This window comes from Sphingomonas citricola (genome assembly GCF_019429535.1).
GTDB classification, from domain to species: Bacteria; Pseudomonadota; Alphaproteobacteria; order Sphingomonadales; family Sphingomonadaceae; genus Sphingomonas; species Sphingomonas citricola.
In genome coordinates this window covers 231,163-252,598 of the sequence record NZ_JAHXZM010000005.1, presented here as the reverse complement: position 1 = coordinate 252,598, position 21,436 = coordinate 231,163, and the positions used below count along the sequence as shown (strand labels likewise).

19 protein-coding genes are annotated in these 21,436 nt (G+C 62.4%); 8 read left to right on the top strand and 11 right to left on the bottom strand.

Features of this window, described 5'->3' with window-relative positions; genetic code table 11:
• Both KZ810_RS13985 and KZ810_RS13980 read right to left on the bottom strand, forming a co-directional pair.
• Positions 1–936 carry an alpha/beta hydrolase gene (locus KZ810_RS13985; RefSeq protein ID WP_219769722.1) on the bottom strand — a complete coding sequence of 312 codons (936 nt, stop codon included), beginning with the start codon at positions 934–936 and terminating at the stop codon, positions 1–3.
• A complete protein-coding gene (locus KZ810_RS13980; RefSeq protein WP_219769721.1) occupies positions 923–2,536 on the bottom strand; it encodes a flavin-containing monooxygenase in 1,614 nt (537 codons plus the stop codon). The genes KZ810_RS13985 and KZ810_RS13980 overlap by 14 nt, the downstream gene beginning before the upstream one ends.
• Before the next feature lie 236 nt (positions 2,537–2,772).
• Here KZ810_RS13980 and KZ810_RS13975 point away from each other — a divergent pair, with 236 nt between their 5' ends.
• The 3 genes from KZ810_RS13975 to KZ810_RS13965 are packed head-to-tail and all read left to right on the top strand — an operon-like array spanning position 2,773 to position 5,968.
• Positions 2,773–4,476 carry an AMP-binding protein gene (locus tag KZ810_RS13975; protein ID WP_219769720.1) on the top strand — a complete coding sequence of 568 codons (1,704 nt, stop codon included), beginning with the start codon at positions 2,773–2,775 and terminating at the stop codon, positions 4,474–4,476.
• The gene (locus KZ810_RS13970; protein WP_219769719.1) at positions 4,473–5,240 is read left to right on the top strand and encodes an SDR family oxidoreductase; all 768 of its coding nucleotides are present in this window, start codon (positions 4,473–4,475) and stop codon (positions 5,238–5,240) included. Before KZ810_RS13975 ends, KZ810_RS13970 begins: the two co-directional genes overlap by 4 nt.
• 53 nt (positions 5,241–5,293) lie before the next feature.
• Entirely contained in the window at positions 5,294–5,968 is a 675-nt protein-coding gene (locus KZ810_RS13965; protein ID WP_219769718.1) for a TetR/AcrR family transcriptional regulator, read from the top strand.
• Between the two features lie 173 nt (positions 5,969–6,141).
• On the opposite strand, the gene KZ810_RS13960 is transcribed toward KZ810_RS13965, so the two are convergent.
• The 4 genes from KZ810_RS13960 to KZ810_RS13945 form a co-directional block, all read right to left on the bottom strand.
• Positions 6,142–7,290, bottom strand: a complete 1,149-nt coding sequence (locus tag KZ810_RS13960; protein ID WP_219769717.1) for a site-specific integrase — start codon at positions 7,288–7,290, stop codon at positions 6,142–6,144.
• A gap of 305 nt (positions 7,291–7,595) precedes the next feature.
• The gene (locus KZ810_RS13955) at positions 7,596–9,089 is read right to left on the bottom strand and encodes an AAA family ATPase (protein ID WP_219769716.1); all 1,494 of its coding nucleotides are present in this window, start codon (positions 9,087–9,089) and stop codon (positions 7,596–7,598) included.
• Positions 9,090–9,253: 164 nt separating this feature from the next.
• A complete protein-coding gene (locus KZ810_RS13950) occupies positions 9,254–9,730 on the bottom strand; it encodes a hypothetical protein (protein WP_258044911.1) in 477 nt (158 codons plus the stop codon).
• 139 nt (positions 9,731–9,869) lie between these two features.
• Positions 9,870–10,247: a hypothetical protein gene (locus KZ810_RS13945; RefSeq protein WP_219769715.1), complete on the bottom strand. Its 378-nt coding sequence runs from the start codon at positions 10,245–10,247 to the stop codon at positions 9,870–9,872.
• A 440-nt stretch (positions 10,248–10,687) separates the two neighbouring features.
• Between KZ810_RS13945 and KZ810_RS13940 the strand changes: the two genes are divergently transcribed.
• Positions 10,688–11,743: a helix-turn-helix domain-containing protein gene (locus KZ810_RS13940; RefSeq protein WP_219769714.1), complete on the top strand. Its 1,056-nt coding sequence runs from the start codon at positions 10,688–10,690 to the stop codon at positions 11,741–11,743.
• 49 nt (positions 11,744–11,792) lie between these two features.
• Here the strand turns inward: KZ810_RS13940 and KZ810_RS13935 are convergent, their stop codons facing one another.
• The 4 genes from KZ810_RS13935 to KZ810_RS13920 form a co-directional block, all read right to left on the bottom strand.
• A complete protein-coding gene (locus KZ810_RS13935) occupies positions 11,793–12,173 on the bottom strand; it encodes a hypothetical protein (RefSeq protein ID WP_219769713.1) in 381 nt (126 codons plus the stop codon).
• 126 nt (positions 12,174–12,299) lie between these two features.
• Positions 12,300–12,713, bottom strand: coding sequence for a hypothetical protein (locus tag KZ810_RS13930; protein ID WP_219769712.1), 414 nt, complete (start codon positions 12,711–12,713; stop codon positions 12,300–12,302).
• Between the two features lie 85 nt (positions 12,714–12,798).
• Positions 12,799–13,062 carry a hypothetical protein gene (locus KZ810_RS13925; protein WP_219769711.1) on the bottom strand — a complete coding sequence of 88 codons (264 nt, stop codon included), beginning with the start codon at positions 13,060–13,062 and terminating at the stop codon, positions 12,799–12,801.
• Between the two features lie 4 nt (positions 13,063–13,066).
• Complete coding sequence (locus KZ810_RS13920) at positions 13,067–13,426, bottom strand: hypothetical protein (RefSeq protein ID WP_219769710.1); 360 nt, start codon at positions 13,424–13,426, stop codon at positions 13,067–13,069.
• Between the two features lie 105 nt (positions 13,427–13,531).
• Here KZ810_RS13920 and KZ810_RS13915 point away from each other — a divergent pair, with 105 nt between their 5' ends.
• The 4 genes from KZ810_RS13915 (at position 13,532) to KZ810_RS13900 (ending at position 19,714) form a co-directional block, all read left to right on the top strand.
• Positions 13,532–13,762 (top strand): helix-turn-helix domain-containing protein, encoded by a 231-nt coding sequence (locus KZ810_RS13915; protein ID WP_308461559.1) that lies wholly within the window; start codon positions 13,532–13,534, stop codon positions 13,760–13,762.
• Between the two features lie 533 nt (positions 13,763–14,295).
• Positions 14,296–17,220 (top strand): ATP-binding protein, encoded by a 2,925-nt coding sequence (locus KZ810_RS13910; RefSeq protein WP_219769708.1) that lies wholly within the window; start codon positions 14,296–14,298, stop codon positions 17,218–17,220.
• Entirely contained in the window at positions 17,213–19,102 is a 1,890-nt protein-coding gene (locus tag KZ810_RS13905; protein ID WP_219769707.1) for a response regulator receiver domain, read from the top strand. The genes KZ810_RS13910 and KZ810_RS13905 overlap by 8 nt, the downstream gene beginning before the upstream one ends.
• A gap of 183 nt (positions 19,103–19,285) precedes the next feature.
• Entirely contained in the window at positions 19,286–19,714 is a 429-nt protein-coding gene (locus tag KZ810_RS13900; protein ID WP_219769706.1) for a very short patch repair endonuclease, read from the top strand.
• On the opposite strand, the gene KZ810_RS13895 is transcribed toward KZ810_RS13900, so the two are convergent.
• Positions 19,687–20,925, bottom strand: a complete 1,239-nt coding sequence (locus tag KZ810_RS13895) for a DNA cytosine methyltransferase (protein WP_219769705.1) — start codon at positions 20,923–20,925, stop codon at positions 19,687–19,689. The genes KZ810_RS13900 and KZ810_RS13895 overlap by 28 nt on opposite strands.
• Positions 20,926–21,436: the final 511 nt, after the last annotated feature.

Below are 21,436 nucleotides of genomic sequence, written 5' to 3'. Positions count from 1 at the left end.
TCAGCGGTGCAGCGCTTTCGCCAGCGAGCGCCCGACGAAGTCGATTGCCTTTGCCGCAGCGGCAGGTGGCTGCGGCAAGCCTGCAAAGCCGTGAATCATTCCCTCGAAACGTTGAAATGAGACCGACTGTCCAGCATCTCGCGCACGGACGGCGAACGCCTCGCCCTCGTCGCGCAGCGGATCGAGTGCCGCAGTGACGATCGTCAACGGCGGCAGGTTCTCCAGCGCGGCACGGGTGAGATCGAGCAGCGGTTCGTCGAACTCACCGGTGGGCATATAGGCATGCCATGCCCAATCGAGGAATGATCCCGTGAGCATGTAACCCTCGCCAAAGTCACGCTGTGACGCCGATGCTCGTGTCGGATCGATCAACGGGTAGAACAGGCCGAGATGCCGTATTGCAACGTCGGGCGATCGCAGCGCGGTAGCGATGCACAATTGCCCGCCGGCACTATCACCAGCCAGTGCCACCCGCGCAGCATCTACGTTCAGATCAAGCGCATGATCGAGTGACCATCGAAGAGCCTGCTCGACGTCGTTTAGCGCCGCTGGAAAAGGGTTTTCGGGGGCGAGGCGGTAATCAACTGCAATCACGCACGCGTCAGCCGCGATTGCAATGTGTCGACACAGCGCGTCATGTGTGTCGAGGTTTCCAAAGACGAACCCCCCACCATGAACGAACAGGACGAGCGGCAATGCCGCATCTTCTCGTGGCGCATACAAGCGAAGTGCAAGCGCATGGGTATCAATCGTCGCTTCTAGGTCGCGCACGATCGCGATCGCAGGCCGCGGTGCACGCGAGAGGAACTTGTTGGCGGCCGCGCGGTATCGATCAAGCGACACATCCGGAACGGGTGCTCTCAATGCAACGCGCGGATCCGATAGAAGCGCGGCCAGTTCCTGGTCCGGCACGGCACTGGCGTCATGCGGCGGCATGAGCATCCGCCCGGCTGAATGTCAGACCGCGATAGCCCTCCGCTGCGGTACGCTCCAGAATGCGACGATACCCCCGAACGCCTCCGGAGTACGGCATGAACACACGTGGCTTGCCCGGCATCTCTGCGCCCAGATAGTAAGATGGGGTCTTGAGATACAGTGTCTCCTCCGCGCGTTTGTTGACGTGCGCAACCCAGTCGCGTTCTGCATCCAACGATGCCTCGATCACGCGGACGCCGTTCGCATCGGTGTGCGTGAACAGCGCGGCCAGCCAATCCACCTGTTCCTCGGTCGACAACAGCACGTTACTAAGCAGCGACGGGCTTCCCGGGCCGACCAGTACAAACATGTTAGGGAATCCGTTTACGGCGATTCCCAGAAAGCTGACAGGTCCGGCCGACCACTTATCCCGAAGCGTGACGCTATTGCGGCCGAAGATCTCTGGCTTCAGCAACGATCCCGTGAAAGCGTCGAAGCCGGTCGCGTAGATCACAATGTCGAAGGAATGTTCGCCGGCCGTCGTCTCAATGCCGTTGGGAGTGAAGCGAGTGATCGGCGTTTCGCTAATGTCGACCAGCGTGACGTTTTCGCGCTTGAAAGCTGCAAAATAGCCACTGTCGACGGACGGCCGTCGCGTACCGAACGGGAAGTCGCCAGGGGTCAGCTTTGCGCGCAGAACAGGATCGTCGAGTTGTTCGGCGATCTTGCGACGCACGAACGTCGAGGCGAGATCGTTGGACGCCTGATCGAGCAGGATGTCCTTGAACGTGAGCGCAAACCCGAAGCCCAACTTGTTCCATGCCGTCTCAAACGCCGCCTCACGTTCGGCTTCGGGCACATCGTTTGCAGAGCGCGGGTCCGGTACGAAGCCCAGGCCGCTTGGTGAGTTGCGCGCGGCTTCCCGGCGCTCCCGATAGCGCGCCTTGACCGCCGCATCCTCCTCGTCGGAGACCGGAGCGTTGGCGGCGGGGATCGAGTAATTGGCCGTCCGCTGAAACACGGTGAGCTGTTTGGCGGTCTGTGCGATGACGGGCGTCATCTGCACGCCAGACGAGCCCGTCCCGATGATCGCGACCCGCTTGTCGGTGAAGTTGACCGGCTGCTTGGGCCAACGGGCACTGCTAATGATCTGGCCCGCAAATTCATCCTGACCGGGGTAGCGCGTGTCTTTGGGCGTCGACAGTTGGCCGACGGCAAGCACGAGCCGTGGTGCCGACCAGCAGCCCCCGCTCGCTTCTACCATCCAGCAGGCGTCGTCCTCCTGCCACGCTGCCCTTAAAACACGCGTGTTCAACACGACGTCACGCCGCAGGTCGAAGCGATCGGCTACATGGTTAATGTAGCGCAGAATCTCCGGCTGCGTCGCATAGCGTTCGCTCCATCGCCATTCCTGTTCGAGCTCGTGCGAAAAGCGGTAGGAATAGTCAAAGCTCTCAACGTCGCACCGAGCACCGGGATATTGGTTGTGGTACCACACTCCACCAATGTCGTCCGCGGCTTCTAGTACGGCGACGCGCAGTCCAAGACCGCGAAAGGTGTGCAGGGCACGCAGGCCGGCGAAGCCCGCGCCGATCACGACGACGTCAACGTCCCTTATCATACACTCTCCTATGAGCTTCATTTTGCGCCGGGTGGGGAAAAAGTCAACACCTATGTGGAAAGATGTCGAGCTTCTGGAATGCTCTTACCGGTACAATGGACTTACGCTGTCAACGTAGGCATTGACGGGGCTAGTCTTTTGGACCTAGGTTTCGGTGCAATGGGCCCTCGGGCGACAGGCACACAGCGGAACGGCGTGCATCGTTCCGCATGGGCGAGGATGACAGAGCAACCATGATGTCCATCGATGAACGACAGCGTGCCATTGCCACGCGTTTCCCGACTTGGACTCCCAAGACCTTGCATGGTGCGTTTGACGACGCAGTCACGACTTGGCCCAATCGCGATTTCCTCGTGACCGACGCCAGGACATGGACCTATGCCGAAATGGCGGATTGGTCCCGGCGCATCGCCGCAGGGCTTGTCGCACTCGGTGTTAGACCGGGCGAAAACGTCGCGATGATCCTGGCCAATCATCCGGAGTTCGTCGCGTTGAAACTGGCGATCGCGAGGGTGGGGGCCGTCGCCGTGCCGATCAATATTCTGAACCGTCGCGACGAATTGTTCTACCTGCTGGAGCAGTCTGACGCCGTGCTGCTCGTCACGATGGATCGCTTCCGGGACAATGATTATTTGCGCGCGCTCGACGACATCGCGCCGGGGTGGGAACGGCAAGGCGGCGGCGGTACGTTGCCGAAACTTCGCAGCATCGTGGTGTTCGGAACGGTCAGCCAGGCTTCGCACGCAACTGCGATCAACTTCGACGAACTGGACCGAGACGATGCGGACGGGGCTGACTGCAAGTTGCCCGTCGTTGAGGCCGAAGCCACCTGCGACATAGTCTATACGTCTGGTACGACGGGTTCGCCCAAAGGTGTTCTCCTGACACATGACATGCTTACCCGGACGGCGTTCGGGAGTGCTTGGGCACGTGCGTTTGAGGATGGACGAAGGATCGTGTTTTCGCTGCCGATGTACCACGTGTTCGGCTACGTTGAAGGATTGCTTGCCGTTCCCTTTGTGGGAGGCGCAATCATCCCGCGACTTCGCTTCGACGCTATTGATACCCTTCGATCGATTGAGCGGCACCGTGCCAGCGATGCATTGCTAATCCCCACGATGACCCTGGCCGTCCTGGATGCGGCACGCGAGGATGCTTACGACCTGTCATCATGGCACAGTGCTCTCGCTTCCGGCGGCCGCGCCCCGGAGCGGTTGTGGTCTAGCCTCCGCGATGAGCTCGGCGTGGAAGAGATCACCACTGGCTACGGCATGACGGAGACGACCGCTTCTACGACCGTGACCCGGCCCGACGATCACTTCGAGCGGTTGCTGACGACGAACGGTCGGCAGCGTGACGTCGGGGTCGCAGGTGACCCGGCGAGTAGACAACGCCTAGTCACCTATCGTGTAATCGATCCTTCCACCGGCGCGGTCCTGCCCTGTGGCGAAGCGGGCGAACTCGTTGCGCAGGGCATGGGCGTCACCCGTGGCTACTACAAGAAGCCGAGGGAAACCGCCGCCGCCTTTACCCAGGACGGCTGGTTGCGAACGGGTGATTTGGGGCGGATCGACTCCGATGGCTACATAACCCTGCTGGGGCGCACGAAGGAGAGTTACCGCTGCGGCGGCGAACTGGTGCTTCCATCCGAGATCGAGGACCTGTTGACGAGCAACGCCGAAGTCGAGCAGGCGCATGTCGTGCCGATCCCCGACGAGCGCATGGGAGAAGTCGGCGCGGCGTTCATCGTCGTGCGGCAGGACGCCGTTGTGGATGCGCAGGCTTTGCAGCGGTTCGTCATGGAGCGGCTCGCCCGCTTCAAGGTGCCGCGTCATTTTTGGATCGTCGACGCAGCCACCATCCCGGTCACGGCATCAGGGCGTGCAAGGAAGTTCCTCTTGGTGGAACAGGCTCGTTCCCTGCTGGAGGAAGCGCGATGATCATTGAACAATCAGCGTCCCGTGTAGCGATCGTGACGGGTGCAGCGCGTGGCATTGGAGCCGCGGTCGCTGGACGGTTGGCAGCAGACGGCCACGATGTTGCGCTCTTCGACCTCGATGCAGCGAACTGTTCGGATACGGTGGCGATGGTCGAGGCGCATGGGCGACGTGCGGTCGCGGTCGCTTGCGACGTTGCCGATGAAGCTGCGGTCGCGCGGGGCGTTGACGAGGTCACACATCAGCTCGGTGCACCAGCCATTCTGGTCAACAATGCCGGGATCGTGCGCGATCGTACTCTCGCGCGGATGAGCCTGGAAGACTGGGAAGTCGTCCTTTCGGTGAACCTTCGCTCGGTCTTCTTGATGAGTCGGGCGGTGCAGCCGCATATGCGTGCCATGGGTTATGGTCGGATCGTCAATCTATCGAGTATCGCCGCGTTAGGGGTCTTCGGCGAGGCCAACTACTCTGCCGCGAAGGCGGGCGTACAGGGCATCACGCGCACGCTCGCGATCGAACTCGGGCCACACGGGATCACCGTCAACGCCGTGGCACCAGGCTTTATCGTCACCGACATGACCCGCGCGATTGCCGAGCGCATCAAGATGCCATTCGACGACATGGTCGCGACGATGATGCGCGACATCCATGTGGGAAGGCCCGGCGTTCCGGACGATATTTCGCACGCCGTCGCATTCTTCGCGGACGAGCGATCGGCCTTCGTGACCGGGCAGGTGCTTTATGTGGCCGGTGCCCCACGGGGCTAGTCAAGGCAGGAGGGTCGCGATAGCCCGACAACTGAACGTTCGGGAGTGTGGCCGTGGCTAAGCAATCTTCGCTGATCGGAAAGCGTAGAGTAGCGGCAGGCACCGACGCGCGGGAGTCCTACGTCGCGCGCCGCCAGGAGATTTCGGAGGCGGCAGTCCGGGTCTTTCACCGACTTGGCTTCAGTGCGGCCAGCGTCAGCGCGGTGGCGGCCGAACTGGGCATCGATCGTGCGACGTTGTATTACTACTTCTCGTCAAAGGAGCAGATGTTCGACGAGATCGTGCGATCGGTGCTGGAGCGAAACGACACATTGGCGCGCACGATCGCCGACAGCGTCATGAGTCCGCAGCGGAAAATGCGCGAACTTGTGATAGCGTTGATGCAGTCCTACTCCGAAAACTATCCGTTATTGTACATTTATATTCGCGAAGACTTGGCGCACGTCAGTGACAAAAGGTCAGCGTGGTCGAGTGATATGCGTGCACTTAACAGAAGCATCGAGCAGTCAGTGATCGACATACTCGAGCAGGGATTTGCTGCGGGCTCGTTCCGGAAAGTAGGTTCGAGTCGAACCATGGCCTATGGTATATTGGGAATGATAAATTGGTCTCACAGATGGTTCAAGCCCGATAAATCAGAACCCGCTGAGGAAGTAGGGAAAGTGTTTGCCGAGATGATCATTAACGGGATCGAAGCGGGTTATCTCGTTAAGGGTGATGTGCGATGACGCGTTCGACCGCCATAAGATCGTTGTAAAAGACGCAAGCAGGCTATCGTTCGAAACTCGAAGAGTTGGGAGCTGAGCGCAGTGAATCGCTCCGCCCCGAGCTAAAAAAAATAGAGAAAGGCCCCGCCCCGCGGACCAGCCTTGAGGGGCCAGCGCGCGGGGCGGGGGAGGGGTCAGGCGGCCGCCTGCTTCTTCGCACCCGCCTCGACGGCGGCGAGCAGCGTGTCGTTGGCGAGGTGGCTGTAGCGCGCCGTGCTCGCGACGTTGGCGTGACCGAGCACCTTGCCTACCGCGAACAGGTCGACTCCGCTGTTGACCATGAACGACGCCGCCGAGTGGCGCAGGTCGTGGATGCGCAGGTCGGGCAGGCCGGCGGCGTCACGGACGGTGTGCCAGCCGTGCTTGATCGTTGTCAGGTGCTTCGAGGGGTCGCGGGGGTTGGGGAACAGGAACTCTCCCCGCTTCAGGCCAGCGATCACGTCCACCGCGGCCTGCGCGAGCGGCACGTGGCGCGACCGCCCCGTCTTCGAGATCGGCACGAACAGCGTGCGGCGGTCGAGGTCGACGTTCGCCCAGCGGGCGGACAGCAGCTCCGACACCCGCATGCCGGTGAGCAGCAGCAGGTTGACGATCGCCGACAGCTGCTTGTTGCGCGACGCCGCCGCCGCCGCGACCAGCCGCGCCGCCTCCTCGGCGGTGACGTAGCGCTCGCGAGCGTTGTTCACCGCCTTGGTCTCGACGGCGCGCACCGGGTTCCGCTCGCAGCCGGCCACGCCCCACTTGCTGCCGAGCTCGAAGGAGCGTGCGAAGATCATCTTCATCTTGAGCACGGTCGCGGGTGACAGGCCGTCGTTCCGCTTGGAGGCGAGCCACTGCGCCACCGCCCGGCTGTCGATGTCGGTGAGCCGGGTCCTGCCCCAGCGCGGCACGATGTGGTTGCGGACGTACCCTTCCGTGGTGCTGTACGATCGCTGGTGCAGCTTGGCGTCGGCCATGTGCATCGCGGCGAGCTCGGCGTAGAGCGGCACGGCCCGGGCCTCCGCCTTGGCCGCCAGCGGGTCGCCGCCCATCACCACCTCGGACCGGTACCGCTGCGCCGCCTTCTTGGCCTGCGCGAAGGTGATGTCGCCGAAGCCGCCGATCTTGTGCTGGCGTTGGCCGCCGCCCTGGTCTTGGTAACGGAGATAGTAGGTCTTGCCGCCCGTCGAACGGCATTCCAGCACGAAGCCGGTGACGGTCTCGTCGTAATAGTCGGTCTTCTTCTTGCCGGGCGCGCACTGAGCGGTGAGGCAGAAGGCGTGGTCGAGTTTCGCTTTTGGCATGGAAATGCCCTCCTGTGGGTTGGGTGTTCGGGGGTTTGAGCCGCCGGGCAGCGCGGGCGGCGGCGGGTAGGCGGGTGACCGGCGGGCCGGGATCGCTGCCCAGCGGGGCTGTGGCGGGCCGCTCGGGGCACCCGCGCCGCCGCCGGGCTGGGCAGCGGGCGCGGGGTGGCGGGGCAGCGCCGCAGGTTTTCAGTTCTGCAGTTTTGCAGTTCCGCAGCGCCGCGCCGGGGGCGGGCACCCGCAACGCTGAAAAACTGAAAAGCTGCGAACCTGCGACGCTGCCCGACCGGTGACGCCGGGCTGGCTCAGGCGGCGAGCGGCAGCAGCTCGAAGCGGTGGATGCCGTGACCGCCGACGCTGAAGCTCCAGCGGTGCTGGGCGGGGTCGGTGCCGGTGTAGCGCTCCACCAGCAGGTAGGCCTGTCGCACGCTCACGCCGGCACGCTTCGCGGCTTCTTTGCCGAGCAGTATCTTGGAGTTGTGCCCCTCGGCGATGCACTTGCGCACGATCTCGATCACCTCGGCGTCGGCTCGCTGCGCTTCGACACGCTTGAACTGGTCGAGTGCCTCAAGGTCGACGCGGCGCACCGACGCGAACCGGTCGAGGTAGGACGTGTCCGGCGCTGCATCGTAGGCGTAGGCCGCTGTCTCGGCGTTGGGGCCGCGCTGCTTGAAGCACTTGAACTCGACCACGCGCTCGCCCGCCTCGCCGCCGCTGTCGACCTTGGCAATGGTGTAGGCCGCATCGGCATCTTCGAGGAGGTCGGTGGTGCCCGAGTAGCGCGGCGTGCCGTCCGCGTTCGGGTTCTTGGTCGTGTGCGCGAGGTTGAGCACCGCGCCGCCGTTCATCGCCACCTGCCGACACGCGGTGCCGAAGGCGGTCGCCTCGCGCTTGTCCATCAGCGACGCGAACTTCTTCGTCGTGTCGATGATGACGAACACGCCCCTGGACTGCTCACGTACACCCATCTTGGTGAGCTTGCCCGCGAGCTCAATCGGGTTGAACTCACGGAAGCCCGGCACCAGCGTGTGCACTTCCAAAGGATCCAGGATCTCCATCTTGGTGGCGATGCCGTCGCTGCCGTCGTCTGCATTGATGTAGTAGACGTTGCCACCGGTCACGCGGCCCTCCCTGACCGCGTCGACGAGCAGGTTGAGCGTGATCAGCGTCTTGCCGGTGTTGGGGGCCGCGTACCACGTCGTGACCTGCCCGCTGAAGCACAGGTCGGCGAGGAGTGGCTTCGCCTCCACTGCGCGCGCACGGAACTCGGCGGACAGGCCGCGCAGGCTCATGGCCGTGAGTGGTGTCCGCTCGATCAGCGGCTGCGCGGTCGGCAGGTCGGCCTTGGCAATGCGGCTGACCTCCACCGCCGTGATCGCCGACAGGTCGGCGGCGGTGGCGGGGAAGCTGGTTGGCGTCGCCCATGCGGCTGTGTCGGGCAGCTGGATGGTGTCGCCGCCGGTGCGGACGTAGACACCCGCCGGCACGCTGCGCTTCAGCGTCGCGGCGAGCTCGGGATCGGCGAGCCGGAAGAAGGTCTGCTCGGCTGCACCGATCTTGACGTTGAGGCGCGGTGGCTCCCCCATGTGCATCAGCGTCTGCACGATGGCGGGCCGGGCGGCGGCGTCGCTGATCTCGAAGACGATCAGGTCGGCTGGTGTCAGGTAACCGCCGCCGTCCGCGGGCGTGAAGCCGAGGGCTGACCAGCGATCGGCAGCCGCCGGGTTGTCGTTGTCGCCAGCCACGAGCGGGCTGTCGGTAGGTGTCGGTGCTTGGACAGTGTGTTCAATGTCGTTCATGTTTGTTTCTCGGTGACGAGACGCGGCTGTCCAGCGGCCCGCGAGCACGGCGCTCGCGAACCCTTGGGTGACCGGGTCTGTGTTGGGTTGAGCCGACGGCGGGATGCAGTGCGGCTGGGTAACGCGTCTGGGCTAGTGCTGTCAGACCGGACGCGGGTGGTGGATCAGTCCATCAGGCTGATGTTGGGAGCGTAGCGCCAGTTGGGATCGACCGCGCTGCACAGGTCGGTGCAGACCTTGTACTGTCCGCTGGGCTGGAGGTGCCACATGTCCATGTCCCAGTTGTTGCCCTCGTACATGGCCAGCACCTTCCGCAGGAGAGGTGCGTCGGCGGCGAACTCGCTGTCGATGACCTGGTCGATCTTGGTCGCCGACAGGCCGCTGCGCATCATGGAGGCGAGAATGCCGATGGCGGTGGCTGGCGAGGTCCGCTTGCGGAAGCCCGGTACATCGGTCTGGGCGTTCATCGCGTGCTCGAAGGCGCCGATGCCCTTGAGTAGCTCGTCGTTGGTGTAGGGTCGCATGGTGGTTTCCTGTTCTCCAAGAAGGTAGATGCCGCCGCCGCCCGGGTGGTCCGAAACGGCGGCAGCGGTGTTCTCCAGGCGCACGAATGCAGCGACGCGCAGGGACTGCTCGCGCATCGGCTTGGCTTCGGCGATGGAGGTTTAAGGGCGTTCCCGCAGGGGGCTTAGGGCACGCTCTACTAAGTGAACGGGTTAGCTGCCTTCTGGGAGGTCGTTCGGAAGGGAAGGCTGCCCGTCATCGTGGTGGATACCCGACCTAGAAAGGAGTGCTATCCCCATGGCGGTGATCGCGCTCCCGGTTCAGTAAGGCTTGAGTGTTCTTCTCAAAGAGTGGATAATGCTTGTTTAGCTTCCGGTGAGTAAACTGGACGTCCGCAATATCCGGGCCTTGTGACCACAAACCACGTCCACCAAGGTCGTCAAACATGTGGAAAACCCGCTCCATGTCACGAGCTAGGCCAACGCCCACACGCTTGTGCATGACTTTGAACATATCATGAGTTGGCTCGCGCATGTTGACGTATGCCGCTACGAGGCCAACGATATCTGCCAATTCAAAGTCCTCGGGTGTTTCATCACCGCTGAAAGCGCACTCAATGATGGCTTCTCCGCGGATGAGGCCGGCCTTATCCAAAAGTCGCATCTTTGTTTCTCCAAATTATATTTGAGCGTTGCGGCGCCGATTGCGCCGAAACTATCCTTTTGCGCCGCCGCTGTTTGGGTGGCGCAACGGCTAACTAGCAAACGAGCAGCGAACTAAAAACTGCTCAGAATTGCACGATACGCCTAGGTAGATTCGGCAGAGAGACAGGGTGCATTTATCAGAATACCGGAGGCGTATTATCTGGCCGGTGCGTGCGTACCGGCTGAACGCGGTGCTGGTGCGATCAGCACGGGGGAGGGCTGCTGAGGCTGCGTCTCGATAGCCATCGTCATCAATGCGTGGTTGAGCCGTTCATCGTCATTCGCACGGTCGAATCGATTAGTGCGCACGGTCTCCAACGACCGTTCTTGCGGTCGAAGCGCGACCACACAATGGGTCGTCGCAGAAGCGCGGCGGTCTAAAGCTTTGGAGTGGCCGCGATCTTTGCCAGCTATCTAGTGGCTACAGGCATGGATCAGTGGCACCTACCGTCCGCCGACGTGACATGGTTAGTGGAATTGGGGGGAAGGGTGACTATCGAGGAGCTTGTCAAAAAGGCGCCTGAGCTAAGGCTGCAATGGCTGCATACTCTCAGTTCATTTGTACATTATAGGTCGCAAGTGAAGGCGGCGGAGGAGCTTGGGATTGATGCTAAAACGGTGAGGTCCCAGCTTAGATCACTTGAGAAAGAGTTTGACACAATCCTGGTTGATATGAGTGATGGGCCATGGTTTTTTGAAGACTGCAATACATTGCTTATTGAAGCGTTACCTCTTCTCGAAAAGGTGCGAACCATCGCGCAAGATAGCGCTGAAGTGCAAAATGACGAATTTGTGAGGCGGGCATATAATCTCACATTTAGAGACATGTACCTCTTCACGCGCCTTCTTGAGACAAACAGTAGAAAGAAGGTTGATGTTCATCTTCCTAAAAGTCAGGCAACGATCAGCAGGAACATACGTCGCGTAAAACACGCTATGGGGGGTGGCAAGTTGCTAGGGCCGGGACCTTCTGTGCAAGCCACGGAGTATGGCAAGACCGTATACGATGTCTTCAAGGAAGTGCTTCAGCGATTCGCAGATGTTGACCTGATCGGTGGTGAGATCGAAGAAATACTAAATGAGTCTCGAAGTGTACCGGAAAAGCTGGGTTCCAGACTAAGGGCGCTCAGTGACTACGATGTCAATGACACGGTTACTAAACTAAGAATTCATCATGTTTACGTGATACGTAAAATCAGGCGCGAGATTGATTGTGTACAGAGTTCAAGTGTCAAAAACGTGCCATATCTAGAGGAGCTTCGCAAGCAGGCTGCAAGGGTAGAAGGGCTGGAGTCGTTGTTGCGCAATCTGGCAATTGATCATTCTCCTCCCCAAAGCAAGGCAAACGCGGCTGAGCGAAAGGCAATCGAGGTAGGTGTCGACGCTCTATGGAAAAGCTATCAAAGATCACCACTTAAGCTTCTTCGTCCTGGAACCGGACTGTAAATTCAAGTCTAAAGTTGCGGAGTGTGTCACATGGCGTGTTTGGTCTAATTTATACCATTAAATCCTTTATAGCGTTGCCGAGGGCACTTGTTCTTGCAATCATCGTGACAACCGCGGCGTCAGAACCGAAGCTGAAGCTCAGCTCTAGCCACTCGCCTTGATCGGCTAGCCAGTCCCATCCGGGCTGGAAGCCGCGCTCGTCGATGCGGTAGCCATCGATCGGGTCGACCAGCGGCGAAAAGCCGACGGCCGCGACGATGTCGGCCTCGGTGTCGCCTTCCTCGACGATGAGGAACTCGGTGCAATCGGTCAGGTCGTAGTCGTCGGTGACGAGGGCGGCGGCGCGCGTGGCCAGCAGGTCGCGCAAGGCAGGGTCGATGTCGGAGGCGAGCGCGGCGGTGATCGCGGCACGGTCGGTCAGGTGGAGCATGGGTCTTGTCCTTCTGGCATGAGAAAAGCGCCCGTGGCGGGTCTGCCGGGGCGCTGCGGGTGCGGGGTGCTTGAGACGGTGAGGTTTTCCGCCGTTTCCGCTTCGAGAGCGTGGCGGCGGGGACAGCTAAGGGGCTGGAAGAGCACCCTCGGCTTGGTCGACGTGGTCGCGAAGGAGCGACCTCAGCACGGGATCGGTGTCCTCGCGATCGGGCACGAGCAGCACGTGCGCGTGGCCGTCGTCGGTGAGGACGTAGACGATCTCGTACACTCCGCCCGAGTGCCGTTCCGCGCTCTCCCAGGAGGGCACGAAGTCCGGGTCGGGGTAGCTGGTGCCCTCGACCATGTCGGTGGCGATGGGAAAGCCTAGAGCCGCTTCCGCGTCGGCGAGCGTGTCGCCTGCCTCCACGAGGTGGAAGGCGGCGGTGCCCTCGATGCTGCCGAGCTGATGGCGCCTGAGCGCCAGCAGGCGGTGGACGGCGGCGCCGAGTGGCTGGTCGAGCGCGCGGGCGAGCCGGGCGTCGGTGTCGATGGTGAGCATGGGTCTTGTCTCCTGAAACGAGAAAAGCCCCCGGCGGTGAGGCCGAGGGCTTTGGTGGGTTGATGGGTCGATCAGAGGATGGTGGTCAGTCGGACGGCTTGTCCGGTAGATTGTCGCCGTCCTTGCTGGCGAGCGCGCGCTTGATCGTCACGAAGGCGACCAGCGCGATCAGGGCGATGCCGGCGACCGGGTAGCGGCCGAGCAGCGCCCACGCGCCCAGCATCACCAGGATGCTGACCGTCGTTCTGGTGCGGAAGATCAGCCCGACCAGGATGATGAGCAGGACCGCGACCTTCACCGCGTAGATGGCGGCGGCGATCGCGAGCAGCGCGAGGATGATCTGTACCACCCGGCTACTCCAGGTTCTTCAGGCGGTCGTCGAGCACCTGTTGCGGATCGCGCGTCTCATCGGCGTGTGTCTTTCGACACTCGTCCGCTGTCTCCTCAGTTTCGCCGATGTACTCCCAGCCGCTGCCGTTCTTGACGAGCTGGACCTGCTTGTCGCCGGTGTACCCACCCATCGAGTTCTTCGCGTTGGTCTCAAGGCAAGCTTTGCCGGTCTTGCTGTTGAAGTAGAACTCGCCAAAGCGCGCTGACTCAGGGGCCTTCAGGGCTTCTTTGACGGCTGCTTCGGCGCCTGAGCGATCGCGTCCGCAGCCGGCGAGCGTCAGCAAAGTGGCGAGGATGCACCCCGCCCGTGATCGTAGCATCATATCTATTCTCCTGTTGAGCCCGATGTCGGGCGGTTGAGCGGGATCGTTCCCGCTTTGGATTGCGGCCGCAAGCGAAAATGACACGTCTAGTGGACAGACGTGGGCATGCGTCTGCGGCCAAGTCGAGACATGGACGTGGTGCAGCTGCTTGGCGCGAACGTGCGCCGCTATCGGAAGCTAGCGGGCATGTCGCAGGAGGAGCTGTCGCTCGAGGCTGGAATGAAGCGCAGCTATCTCAGCGACCTTGAACGTGGTACGAGAAACCCGTCCGTGCGAGCGCTTGGTAGGCTTGCCGACGCGCTCAAGGTTCAGCCACACGAGCTCCTAAGTAGGTAAGTATTGCTTACCTACATATAAGATGGCTGAGACTGCTCGTTTGTAAAGCGCGTCGTAGGTGACCCTTGCGGACCCATCTTGAACGTGGCCGCCAATATCGCAGACCTTTCATCTGAGCTTCTGTGGTGGATTTCGGCCGGTCCGCTTTCGGGTACCGACCGCGGTGAGCAGCCCTTCGTTCACTTGGAGAAATATCCGGGGTGCAGTTCTAGCCATTAACGGGAGGTGGCGAGGGTACGCGTTCCGCCCTCGTAGCTGGCATACCTCGTTGGAAGACCCACGATGAACTGCATGGCGCCGGTCGTCCTGTTCGGCTTGCCCCAAATTTGGGAGGAAATTGCAGCCGAAATAGATTGAATCCCAAATCCAATTGCGACGTCTGCTGACTGGCGCAGCCGCGGCGTTTATGGTTCGTTAGCCCGAGAGAGGGAAACCCGTACTGGTTCGGGGTCGCAGCGGGCGGGGGGAGAAGGTTTGAAGAGGTTGCCGAGCGGCCCGAGAGGCAGGGGCGCGTACGTGCGATGGTGGTCCGCATGACGGTGCAGCGCACCACGTTCCAGACTCGCGCCCGCACCATCGACCACCTTGGGCGCGGTCAGATAGCCGACTGCCCTACCGCGGTCAGCGAGCTCTGGAAGAACGCCTACGATGCCTACGCCGACAGCGTGTCCCTGCACGTGTTTGACGGCAGCCCCGCCGTAGGCGCGATCTATGACGACGGCCTCGGCATGTCGCGGGCCGACTTCCTAGAGCGCTGGCTCGTGGTCGGCACCGATTCGAAGATCAGGGTCAGGGATGACCAGGCCGATGTTCCCAAGGGGCGGGCGCCGCGGCCCCGTCAGGGCGAGAAAGGCATCGGGCGTCTCTCGGCGGCGTTCCTGGCGCCCGTCACCCTGATCCTCTCAAAGAGGGCGGACAGCGATTTCGCCGCAGTGATGGTCGACTGGCGGTTGTTCGAGAACCCGTATTTGGCTCTCGAGGACATCGCAGTGGCGGTCGAGAGCTTCACCTCGACGTGTGAAATCCTCGGCCTTCTGGACTCGATGCGTGCGACCCTCATAGCAAACGTCAGACCGGACGAGGACGATCCGAGGCATGACCGGCTGACGGCGGCGTGGTCGCGGTTTGACGAATACGAGCGCGCGTTAGGCCTCTCGGAGACCACGTCCGAGCGAATCCGAGCCGGAGCACGCGTGCAGCTCGAGGAGCGGCACCTGCGTGATTGGCCGGCCTTCGCGGGCACGCGAGAGACCGGAACCGCCATCCTCCTCTTAGATGTGCATCGTGAGCTGTCCGTCCAAGTCGACACTTCGGCGGCGGATGACGACGCCGAGGTCGAAGTGGTCAGGCTGGATCTGGTTAAGACGCTGACCGGCTTCACCGACCCCTTCGAGGAGGACCGCGAACCGTTCGACTACGAGGTAGTCCTGCACCAAGGTGAACAACGTCGCGCCATTGTGAAGGCTGCGGATGTGTTCGGGATCGACGAGTTCCGAACGCTTGAGCACTCGATCGACGGCGGCTTCGACGAGCTCGGCGTCTTTCGTGGGAAGCTACGCGTGCTCGGCAAGGATCGCGGGGAGATCACCCATGTTCCGACCCGGCCGCCGCCTCGCGGCTCTCGCGAACGCCTAGGGCCGGTGAAGTTCTGCATCGGAACCTTCGAGCAGGATGCGGATGCGAGTACGCACCCGAAGGCTGTCCATGCCGCCCTGTCGGCGAAGACGGATCAGTACGGGGGCGTCTACGTCTATCGCGATAATCTTCGGATCATGCCTTACGGCAATCCGGAATCCGACCTTTATGCCATTGAGGAGCGCAGGTCCCGCCACGCGGGACGATACTTCTGGGCCCATCGAAGGAGCTTTGGCCGGACGGCGTTCACCCGCGAGCAAAATCCCAATCTGCGTGACAAGGCGGGACGCGAGGGACTGGTCGACAACCGGGCGTTTCGCGAGCTCAGGATCCTCGTGGAGGACCTCCTGGTCTCGGTTGGAAAGCGGTACTTCGGCACCGACTCCGATATCCGGAAGGGGGAACTGGAGGATATTAAGGCCCGCAACAAGTCTGCTGCGGAGGCGGCGCAGAAGGCCACACGGGCGCGGGCCTCGACCTTTCGCAAATTCCTGAAGTCGAATGCCGAGCCCGTCCGCCAGGCAGTGGAGGCGGCGGGCGCGCTGAGGCAGCGCCTTGCGGAGGCACTAGCCGAGCAGGATCCGGGAGAGGTCGCGCTCGTATCCGAGGAACTCGACGCTCTGCGCGACGAGCGAGATCGACTCCGCGTCCCGCAGGTACCTTCCAAGCTGGGCGACCAGGAGGTAGCGTACAGGCGGTATCGCGACGACTACCGGGCGCTCGGGGCGGCCATCGATGCTGCCGGTAACGAAATGTCCGCTGCAATCGAGGTGATGAGGGTGGAGCCTCCGGATGCCGTCGCGACGCGGCGGCTTCAAAGCAATCAGTCGAGGCTGAGCGCAAGGGTCGACCGGTTCCGCAAAATCATCGACGCCCAGATCTCCGAACTGCGGGAGAAGTGGCGGGCGCAGGCCGAGTCCGACTTTAAGCAGTACTATCTGCTGGCAAGCCCGCAGCTGCAGGACCTCGAGCGCGGAATCCGGCTCGGCACGGTGCTAAACGGGCTGGACGCGACGGCGGCCCAGCTCGAGGAGGACTTCGTCGGCCGCTACGAGCCGTTCCTACGGGCGCTCGAGCAGCTGCGCAACGACATCGACCTGGAGGGCGCGCTGGCCGTCACGGAGGACGAGCGGGCACAGCTCGATCGCCGCGTGAACGATTTCAACGTGCTAGCGCAGATGGGCATCGCGATCGAGATCATCGGTCACGAGCTGGACACGATGGACGCCGAGGTCCGGCGCAACCTGCACCGGCTTCCCGCCGACGTTCAGAAAAGCGATGCTTATCGGCTCGCCTTCGAAGCTCACAGCGCGATCACAGATCGGCTGCGCTTCCTGGCGCCGCTCCGCCTGGCGGGCTACAGGTCACGGGAGACGATCACCGGGGAATCAATAGCCGACTTCGTCCAGGACTTCTTCCGCCGCCGGCTTAAGGACGAGCGGGTTGAGTTTACCGCTACGCCCGCGTTCCGGTCCATCCGGGTCATCGATCTCAGGTCCCGTCTGCTGCCAGTGTTCATCAACCTGGTGAACAACGCCCTATACTGGGTGCGGTTCGTCGATGACCGCAGGATAACGCTGGACCTGGTCGGCGAACTGGTCGTCGTGGCAGATTCGGGGCCCGGCGTTGACCCGGACGACATTCCCAATCTGTTCGACCTGTTTTTCACGCGCCGGACCAACGGCAGGGGCGTCGGCCTGCATCTCTGCAAGTTGAACTTGGCGGTCTCGCACCACGATATCCGCTACGCGGGTCCGGAGGATCCCAAGGTCCTGCCGGGCGCAAACTTCATCATCGAGTTTCGAGGCATGACCCATGGCTGAGCCGGCGACCTATGACGAGGCAGTCGTCGAGACGCTGCGGAAGCGGGCCGTCCAGTCCGCGATCCTCATCGACGACAGCTTCCCAAGCTACAACGACCTGCTGGCGGCGAACGACGCGGCCGCCGTTCGTGCCGATTTCCCCGACGTCGACGAGGCGCGGCGCCTTTACGAGTTGATGCACAGGCACCGAATCGTGTGCGACGTCGAGAACACGGTCGGCCACGTGGATGGCGAGTTCATCGAGAAGATCCGCAAGAGCGACCTCGTTGTGCTCGACTGGAACCTGAGGCGGGCCGAGCCCCAGGACAGCGAGGACGCGGTCCGCGTGCTCTCGGGCCTGTCGCATAGCCCGCACTTCAATCTTGTGATCATCTACACGCGGGACAACCTTTTGAAGGTCTGGACCCGAGCCGCCGTCAGGCTGCATAGAGGTTGGCGCGAAAAGGAGCATTTCCTCGACGGCCTTGACCTCGGCCAGGGCAGGGATGCGGACGAGCTGGTCGGCGACATTGACCCGGAAGGGACCTTGGAACTCGTTCCCGATGAAGTCCTGCGCGATTACGTCCTGCACGGGATGAGGCACATCTGCTCTCAGTACCAGCAACTGCTCAAGGACCTCCGAGAGCTGCACAGGGTGCCGGGTGCCCAGACGAAGGCCGTCCTCGAGGCATTGATCCACCGCGCCGCGATCCAACGTCATGGCGCCGAGGCGGACGCGGCCGAACCTCACCCTCTCGAGGGCGCTCCGGCTGGGGCTCCACCCTATCTGAACGCGGGAAGCGTTTTCGTCTGCCTGATGAAGAAGCCCGAGCAGAGCGAGGACGGGCGGCCGACGCAGCATGAGGAGCCGGGCATCTTCGACTGCCTCGACGCGGCGTTGAAGACGTGGAAGCCGAGCGTCCTTCAGCTACTCGTCTCCGAGCTGCAGAACGAGCTTGAACACCGGTCTTATGCCTTCGACAGCTCGCTAATGCCATCCAGCCTGCTTAAGGCAGGCTGGATGTTCCACATGCTGCGCGAGCACGGTGCCGGTGGCGAAGACATGGCCGTTGACGGCCTAGTGGCTTCCCTGAACGCCCGGCTGGCCGAGTCCATCGAACAGTCCATCCAGGTTCAACTGGCCGACCCGGAATCCGAGTTGATGCGGTTTGGTAAGGTTGCGGCCCGCCTCTCCGTGGAGGCGATGGGTGACTTGACCGGCAAGCCGGAGGTGGAGGTGGTGGCGGCCGCGGCGAAGGAGGCGGGTGTAGCCTGGCGGGACAAGGCGAACATGGAGTTCGAGGTTCTGCACGCCTTAAACGAGTACCTGTCGTCGGACCGTTTTCGGGGCGGTCACCTGACCACCGGAACGGTGCTCTGTTCGGCTGATACCGACGAGTGGTGGATTTGCGTGACGCCGGCCTGCGACATGGTGCCGCGCAAGTCCTCGGACGCATTCAGTTGGCACGCGGACATGTTCCCGTTCCGCCCGGTGCACCTGCTCAAGCTGGAGAAGAGCAAGGCGAAGCAGGCCTTGCCTGAGGCAGAGCGCGGGACGCAGGTCTTCGTCAGCGTGGACGGTAAGCAACACTTCCTGCGCGCAGTCCATACGCAGATGCGGCAGCCTCGGCCGCTGACGTGGATGCTGGAGCCGACCGGCTTCTCGGGCGATTTGGGGTGGCAGAGGCACGGCTTCCTCTTCAAGGAGCTGAGGAAAGTGGGGGATGCGCTCGACATCGGGGAGCGCAAGGCCTTCGCCGTGAGCCAGCTTAGGCCCCAGTACGCGGCCAGGTTCCTACATCTCCTGGGCAATCACCAGTCCCGCATCGGGGTGGATTATGCGAAGTTCGGCGAGTTGGCGGGAGAGAATGAGGGGAGCGGCAAGTCCGGCCTCGCGGCCTGACCCGGTCGTGGAGGGAAGTCCGGATGAGGCGATCGCTAATCTGATCGCCACCATGATTGCGGCTGATGGCGTGGTCGCCGATGAGGAGCCCCCAGTGGCGTACGACGCTGCGACCCTGCGTGCCGCCTTCTCGTCGTGATCGGCAATGATCATTGCCTAGGCCGCTTTGGACGCCGAAGCTGAATGGATCGGGTGAGCCCAGAGACTCGATCCCGAAACATGTCACGGGTGAGGAATCGGAATACCGGTCCAGAGATGGTGGTCAGGCGCGCGCTCCACGCTCGTGGCTTCCGCTACCGCTTACACGCGAAAGAACTGCCGGGCAGGCCCGACGTGATCCTGCCGAGGTACCGCGTTGCGGTGCTGGTGCACGGCTGCTTCTGGCATGGTCACGACTGCGCTCGCGGCAGACGGCCAGCGTCCAACCGGGAGTTCTGGACCGCCAAGCTGGACGGGAACCTCGAGCGTGACCGTCTTACCAAGGCGGGCCTGCGGGAGCTCGGCTGGAACGTGTGGGTGATCTGGGAATGCGCCCTCGAGTGCGGTGTTGCCGCCCTCCTTGCCGAATTAGAGGCGCGTCGGGATCAGGTCTCGACGGACTCGACTAGATAGGTCGCGAAGAACTGGGCGAGGCGCGGGGGCACGGCGTTCCCGATCATCCGGGCAACCGGCTCGATCATTTCCACCGGGTGAAAGACGTACCCGTCCGGGAAGGATTGGAGCGCCGCCGCCTCGCGCAGGGATATTCCGCGGTTCTGGGTCGTGTCATAGTGACCGAACCTACCGTTCGAAATGCTGTGGCAGCGGGTTGTTATTGTGGGCGAGGGGCCGTCCGGCCGCATCCGGGTGTAGACGTCGTTGAAGCCGCGCGTCTTCAGCTTGGCGTTAACGCGGCGGTGGCAGTCGAGGCTGAGGTCGCCATGCTCGGTCGCGTCCAGATAGCGGTTCGTCTCGCCGGGCTTCGCCGAGCTGATGCGCTTGATGTTGATTTCGGTGAGCGAGCGTGTCCGGTGATTTGCCACCGAGGGATCGTTGTCTCCAGCCTCCAGGCGTGGAAGGTGTTCGATAGCCTCCTGCACGGTTAGCGGCTCGGCGTTCTCGTCCTTCTTGGGCACAATCAGTTCGCTGGCGACCAAGTCCTCGGTGAGCCGATCCTTGCGGACCCGATCACGGTCAGCCGCGAGAAGGATCGAACGCTTGCGGCGCTGCGCCACGCCGAACTTTGACACGCAGACCGTCTCAGATCCGGTGACGAACCCGAGTTGGTTCAGTCGCTCGCGGAAGTCGCCCCAGATGCCGCCGAAACGCTCATCCTGAATGCCGGCGACGTTCTCCGAAAGGACGAAGTCGGGCCTGTGCTTCTCGACGAAGGTAAGTGCGGCACGAAGGAGGTTGCTGTCGCGGCCGCGCTTCTCGATCCTGTCGCCGCTCATCTTCTTGCGCGACGACAGTGTGGTAAAGGGCTGACAAGGTGCGCAGATGGCAAAGAGGAGGGGTGCGCCGGGAAACTGTTCCTGCGCCTTTTGGATAAGATCGCTCAGCTCGCGCGCGAGTTCCTCCTGCTCGCCTTCCGGGTACGCCTCGCACTTGAGGAAGATGTCTCGTTGGAGGAACTCGGGAGCCTTCCTGTCGCCGCGCAGGTTAGTGTTGTTCTCGACGTAGGTGCGCTTGCAGCGCGCCTCCTTATCGACCCCGGCCAACACGTATCCCCCTGCGTCAATGAGGCCGCGGGTAGTGCCCCCGGCGCCGCAAAAGAAGTCGACGGCGATGAATCGGGGCGGCGCCGGCGGTTCACCGTCGGCTGGTTCAGGCGTGATCGTCATGCTACGCGCTGACGGTCGGACGAGCCGGAACCGGTGCCGTCGGGAGTGTCGCTCCTCGATACGGTCCGCTATCCTGTGTCGTCTCATATTCCGCGCGCATGTTCCCCCCAAGGTCGGAATTACACCATCACATGGCTCGCCCGTCAACCGTGCATTACCCGGCACCGCCCGAAACGCTGCCGAGCTGGATTAGTTTTCGTCGTTTCCGCTGATGGCTCAGCAGCTGCTTTGGGGTAGCTCCTCGACCGAGAGGGGAGCGGGATGCCGTATCCGGAAATGGGTGAGTGGCCCGGCCCATGAGGGAACGTGGCCGAGGCGAAGGCGGCCCACAAGGGAGCACGGGCTGAGAAAGGTGCCCTACCCCGCGGTGGGGGCTATCAGCTGACAGGGGATCAGACGCATCCGGTATGTCGGGTCGCATCAAGTCGGGAGAACCGCAACTTACGGCTTGAAAATGCCGTGATGCAAAACTGACTAATGCGTATGTTCACTGATAACAAAAATTGGGGTC

What these genes read in the sequence shown, in the direction of transcription:
- KZ810_RS13985 (WP_219769722.1), bottom strand. Translation starts at nt 936, where the DNA reads ATGCCGCCGCATGACGCCAGTGCCGTGCCGGACCAGGAACTGGCCGCG.
- KZ810_RS13980 (WP_219769721.1), bottom strand. Translation starts at nt 2,536, where the DNA reads ATGATAAGGGACGTTGACGTCGTCGTGATCGGCGCGGGCTTCGCCGGC.
- KZ810_RS13975 (WP_219769720.1), top strand. Translation starts at nt 2,773, where the DNA reads ATGTCCATCGATGAACGACAGCGTGCCATTGCCACGCGTTTCCCGACT.
- KZ810_RS13970 (WP_219769719.1), top strand. Translation starts at nt 4,473, where the DNA reads ATGATCATTGAACAATCAGCGTCCCGTGTAGCGATCGTGACGGGTGCA.
- KZ810_RS13960 (WP_219769717.1), bottom strand. Translation starts at nt 7,290, where the DNA reads ATGCCAAAAGCGAAACTCGACCACGCCTTCTGCCTCACCGCTCAGTGC.
- KZ810_RS13955 (WP_219769716.1), bottom strand. Translation starts at nt 9,089, where the DNA reads ATGAACGACATTGAACACACTGTCCAAGCACCGACACCTACCGACAGC.
- KZ810_RS13950 (WP_258044911.1), bottom strand. Translation starts at nt 9,730, where the DNA reads ATGCGCGAGCAGTCCCTGCGCGTCGCTGCATTCGTGCGCCTGGAGAAC.
- KZ810_RS13935 (WP_219769713.1), bottom strand. Translation starts at nt 12,173, where the DNA reads ATGCTCCACCTGACCGACCGTGCCGCGATCACCGCCGCGCTCGCCTCC.
- KZ810_RS13930 (WP_219769712.1), bottom strand. Translation starts at nt 12,713, where the DNA reads ATGCTCACCATCGACACCGACGCCCGGCTCGCCCGCGCGCTCGACCAG.
- KZ810_RS13920 (WP_219769710.1), bottom strand. Translation starts at nt 13,426, where the DNA reads ATGATGCTACGATCACGGGCGGGGTGCATCCTCGCCACTTTGCTGACG.
- KZ810_RS13915 (WP_308461559.1), top strand. Translation starts at nt 13,532, where the DNA reads ATGCGTCTGCGGCCAAGTCGAGACATGGACGTGGTGCAGCTGCTTGGC.
- KZ810_RS13910 (WP_219769708.1), top strand. Translation starts at nt 14,296, where the DNA reads ATGACGGTGCAGCGCACCACGTTCCAGACTCGCGCCCGCACCATCGAC.
- KZ810_RS13905 (WP_219769707.1), top strand. Translation starts at nt 17,213, where the DNA reads ATGGCTGAGCCGGCGACCTATGACGAGGCAGTCGTCGAGACGCTGCGG.
- KZ810_RS13900 (WP_219769706.1), top strand. Translation starts at nt 19,286, where the DNA reads ATGGATCGGGTGAGCCCAGAGACTCGATCCCGAAACATGTCACGGGTG.
- KZ810_RS13895 (WP_219769705.1), bottom strand. Translation starts at nt 20,925, where the DNA reads ATGACGATCACGCCTGAACCAGCCGACGGTGAACCGCCGGCGCCGCCC.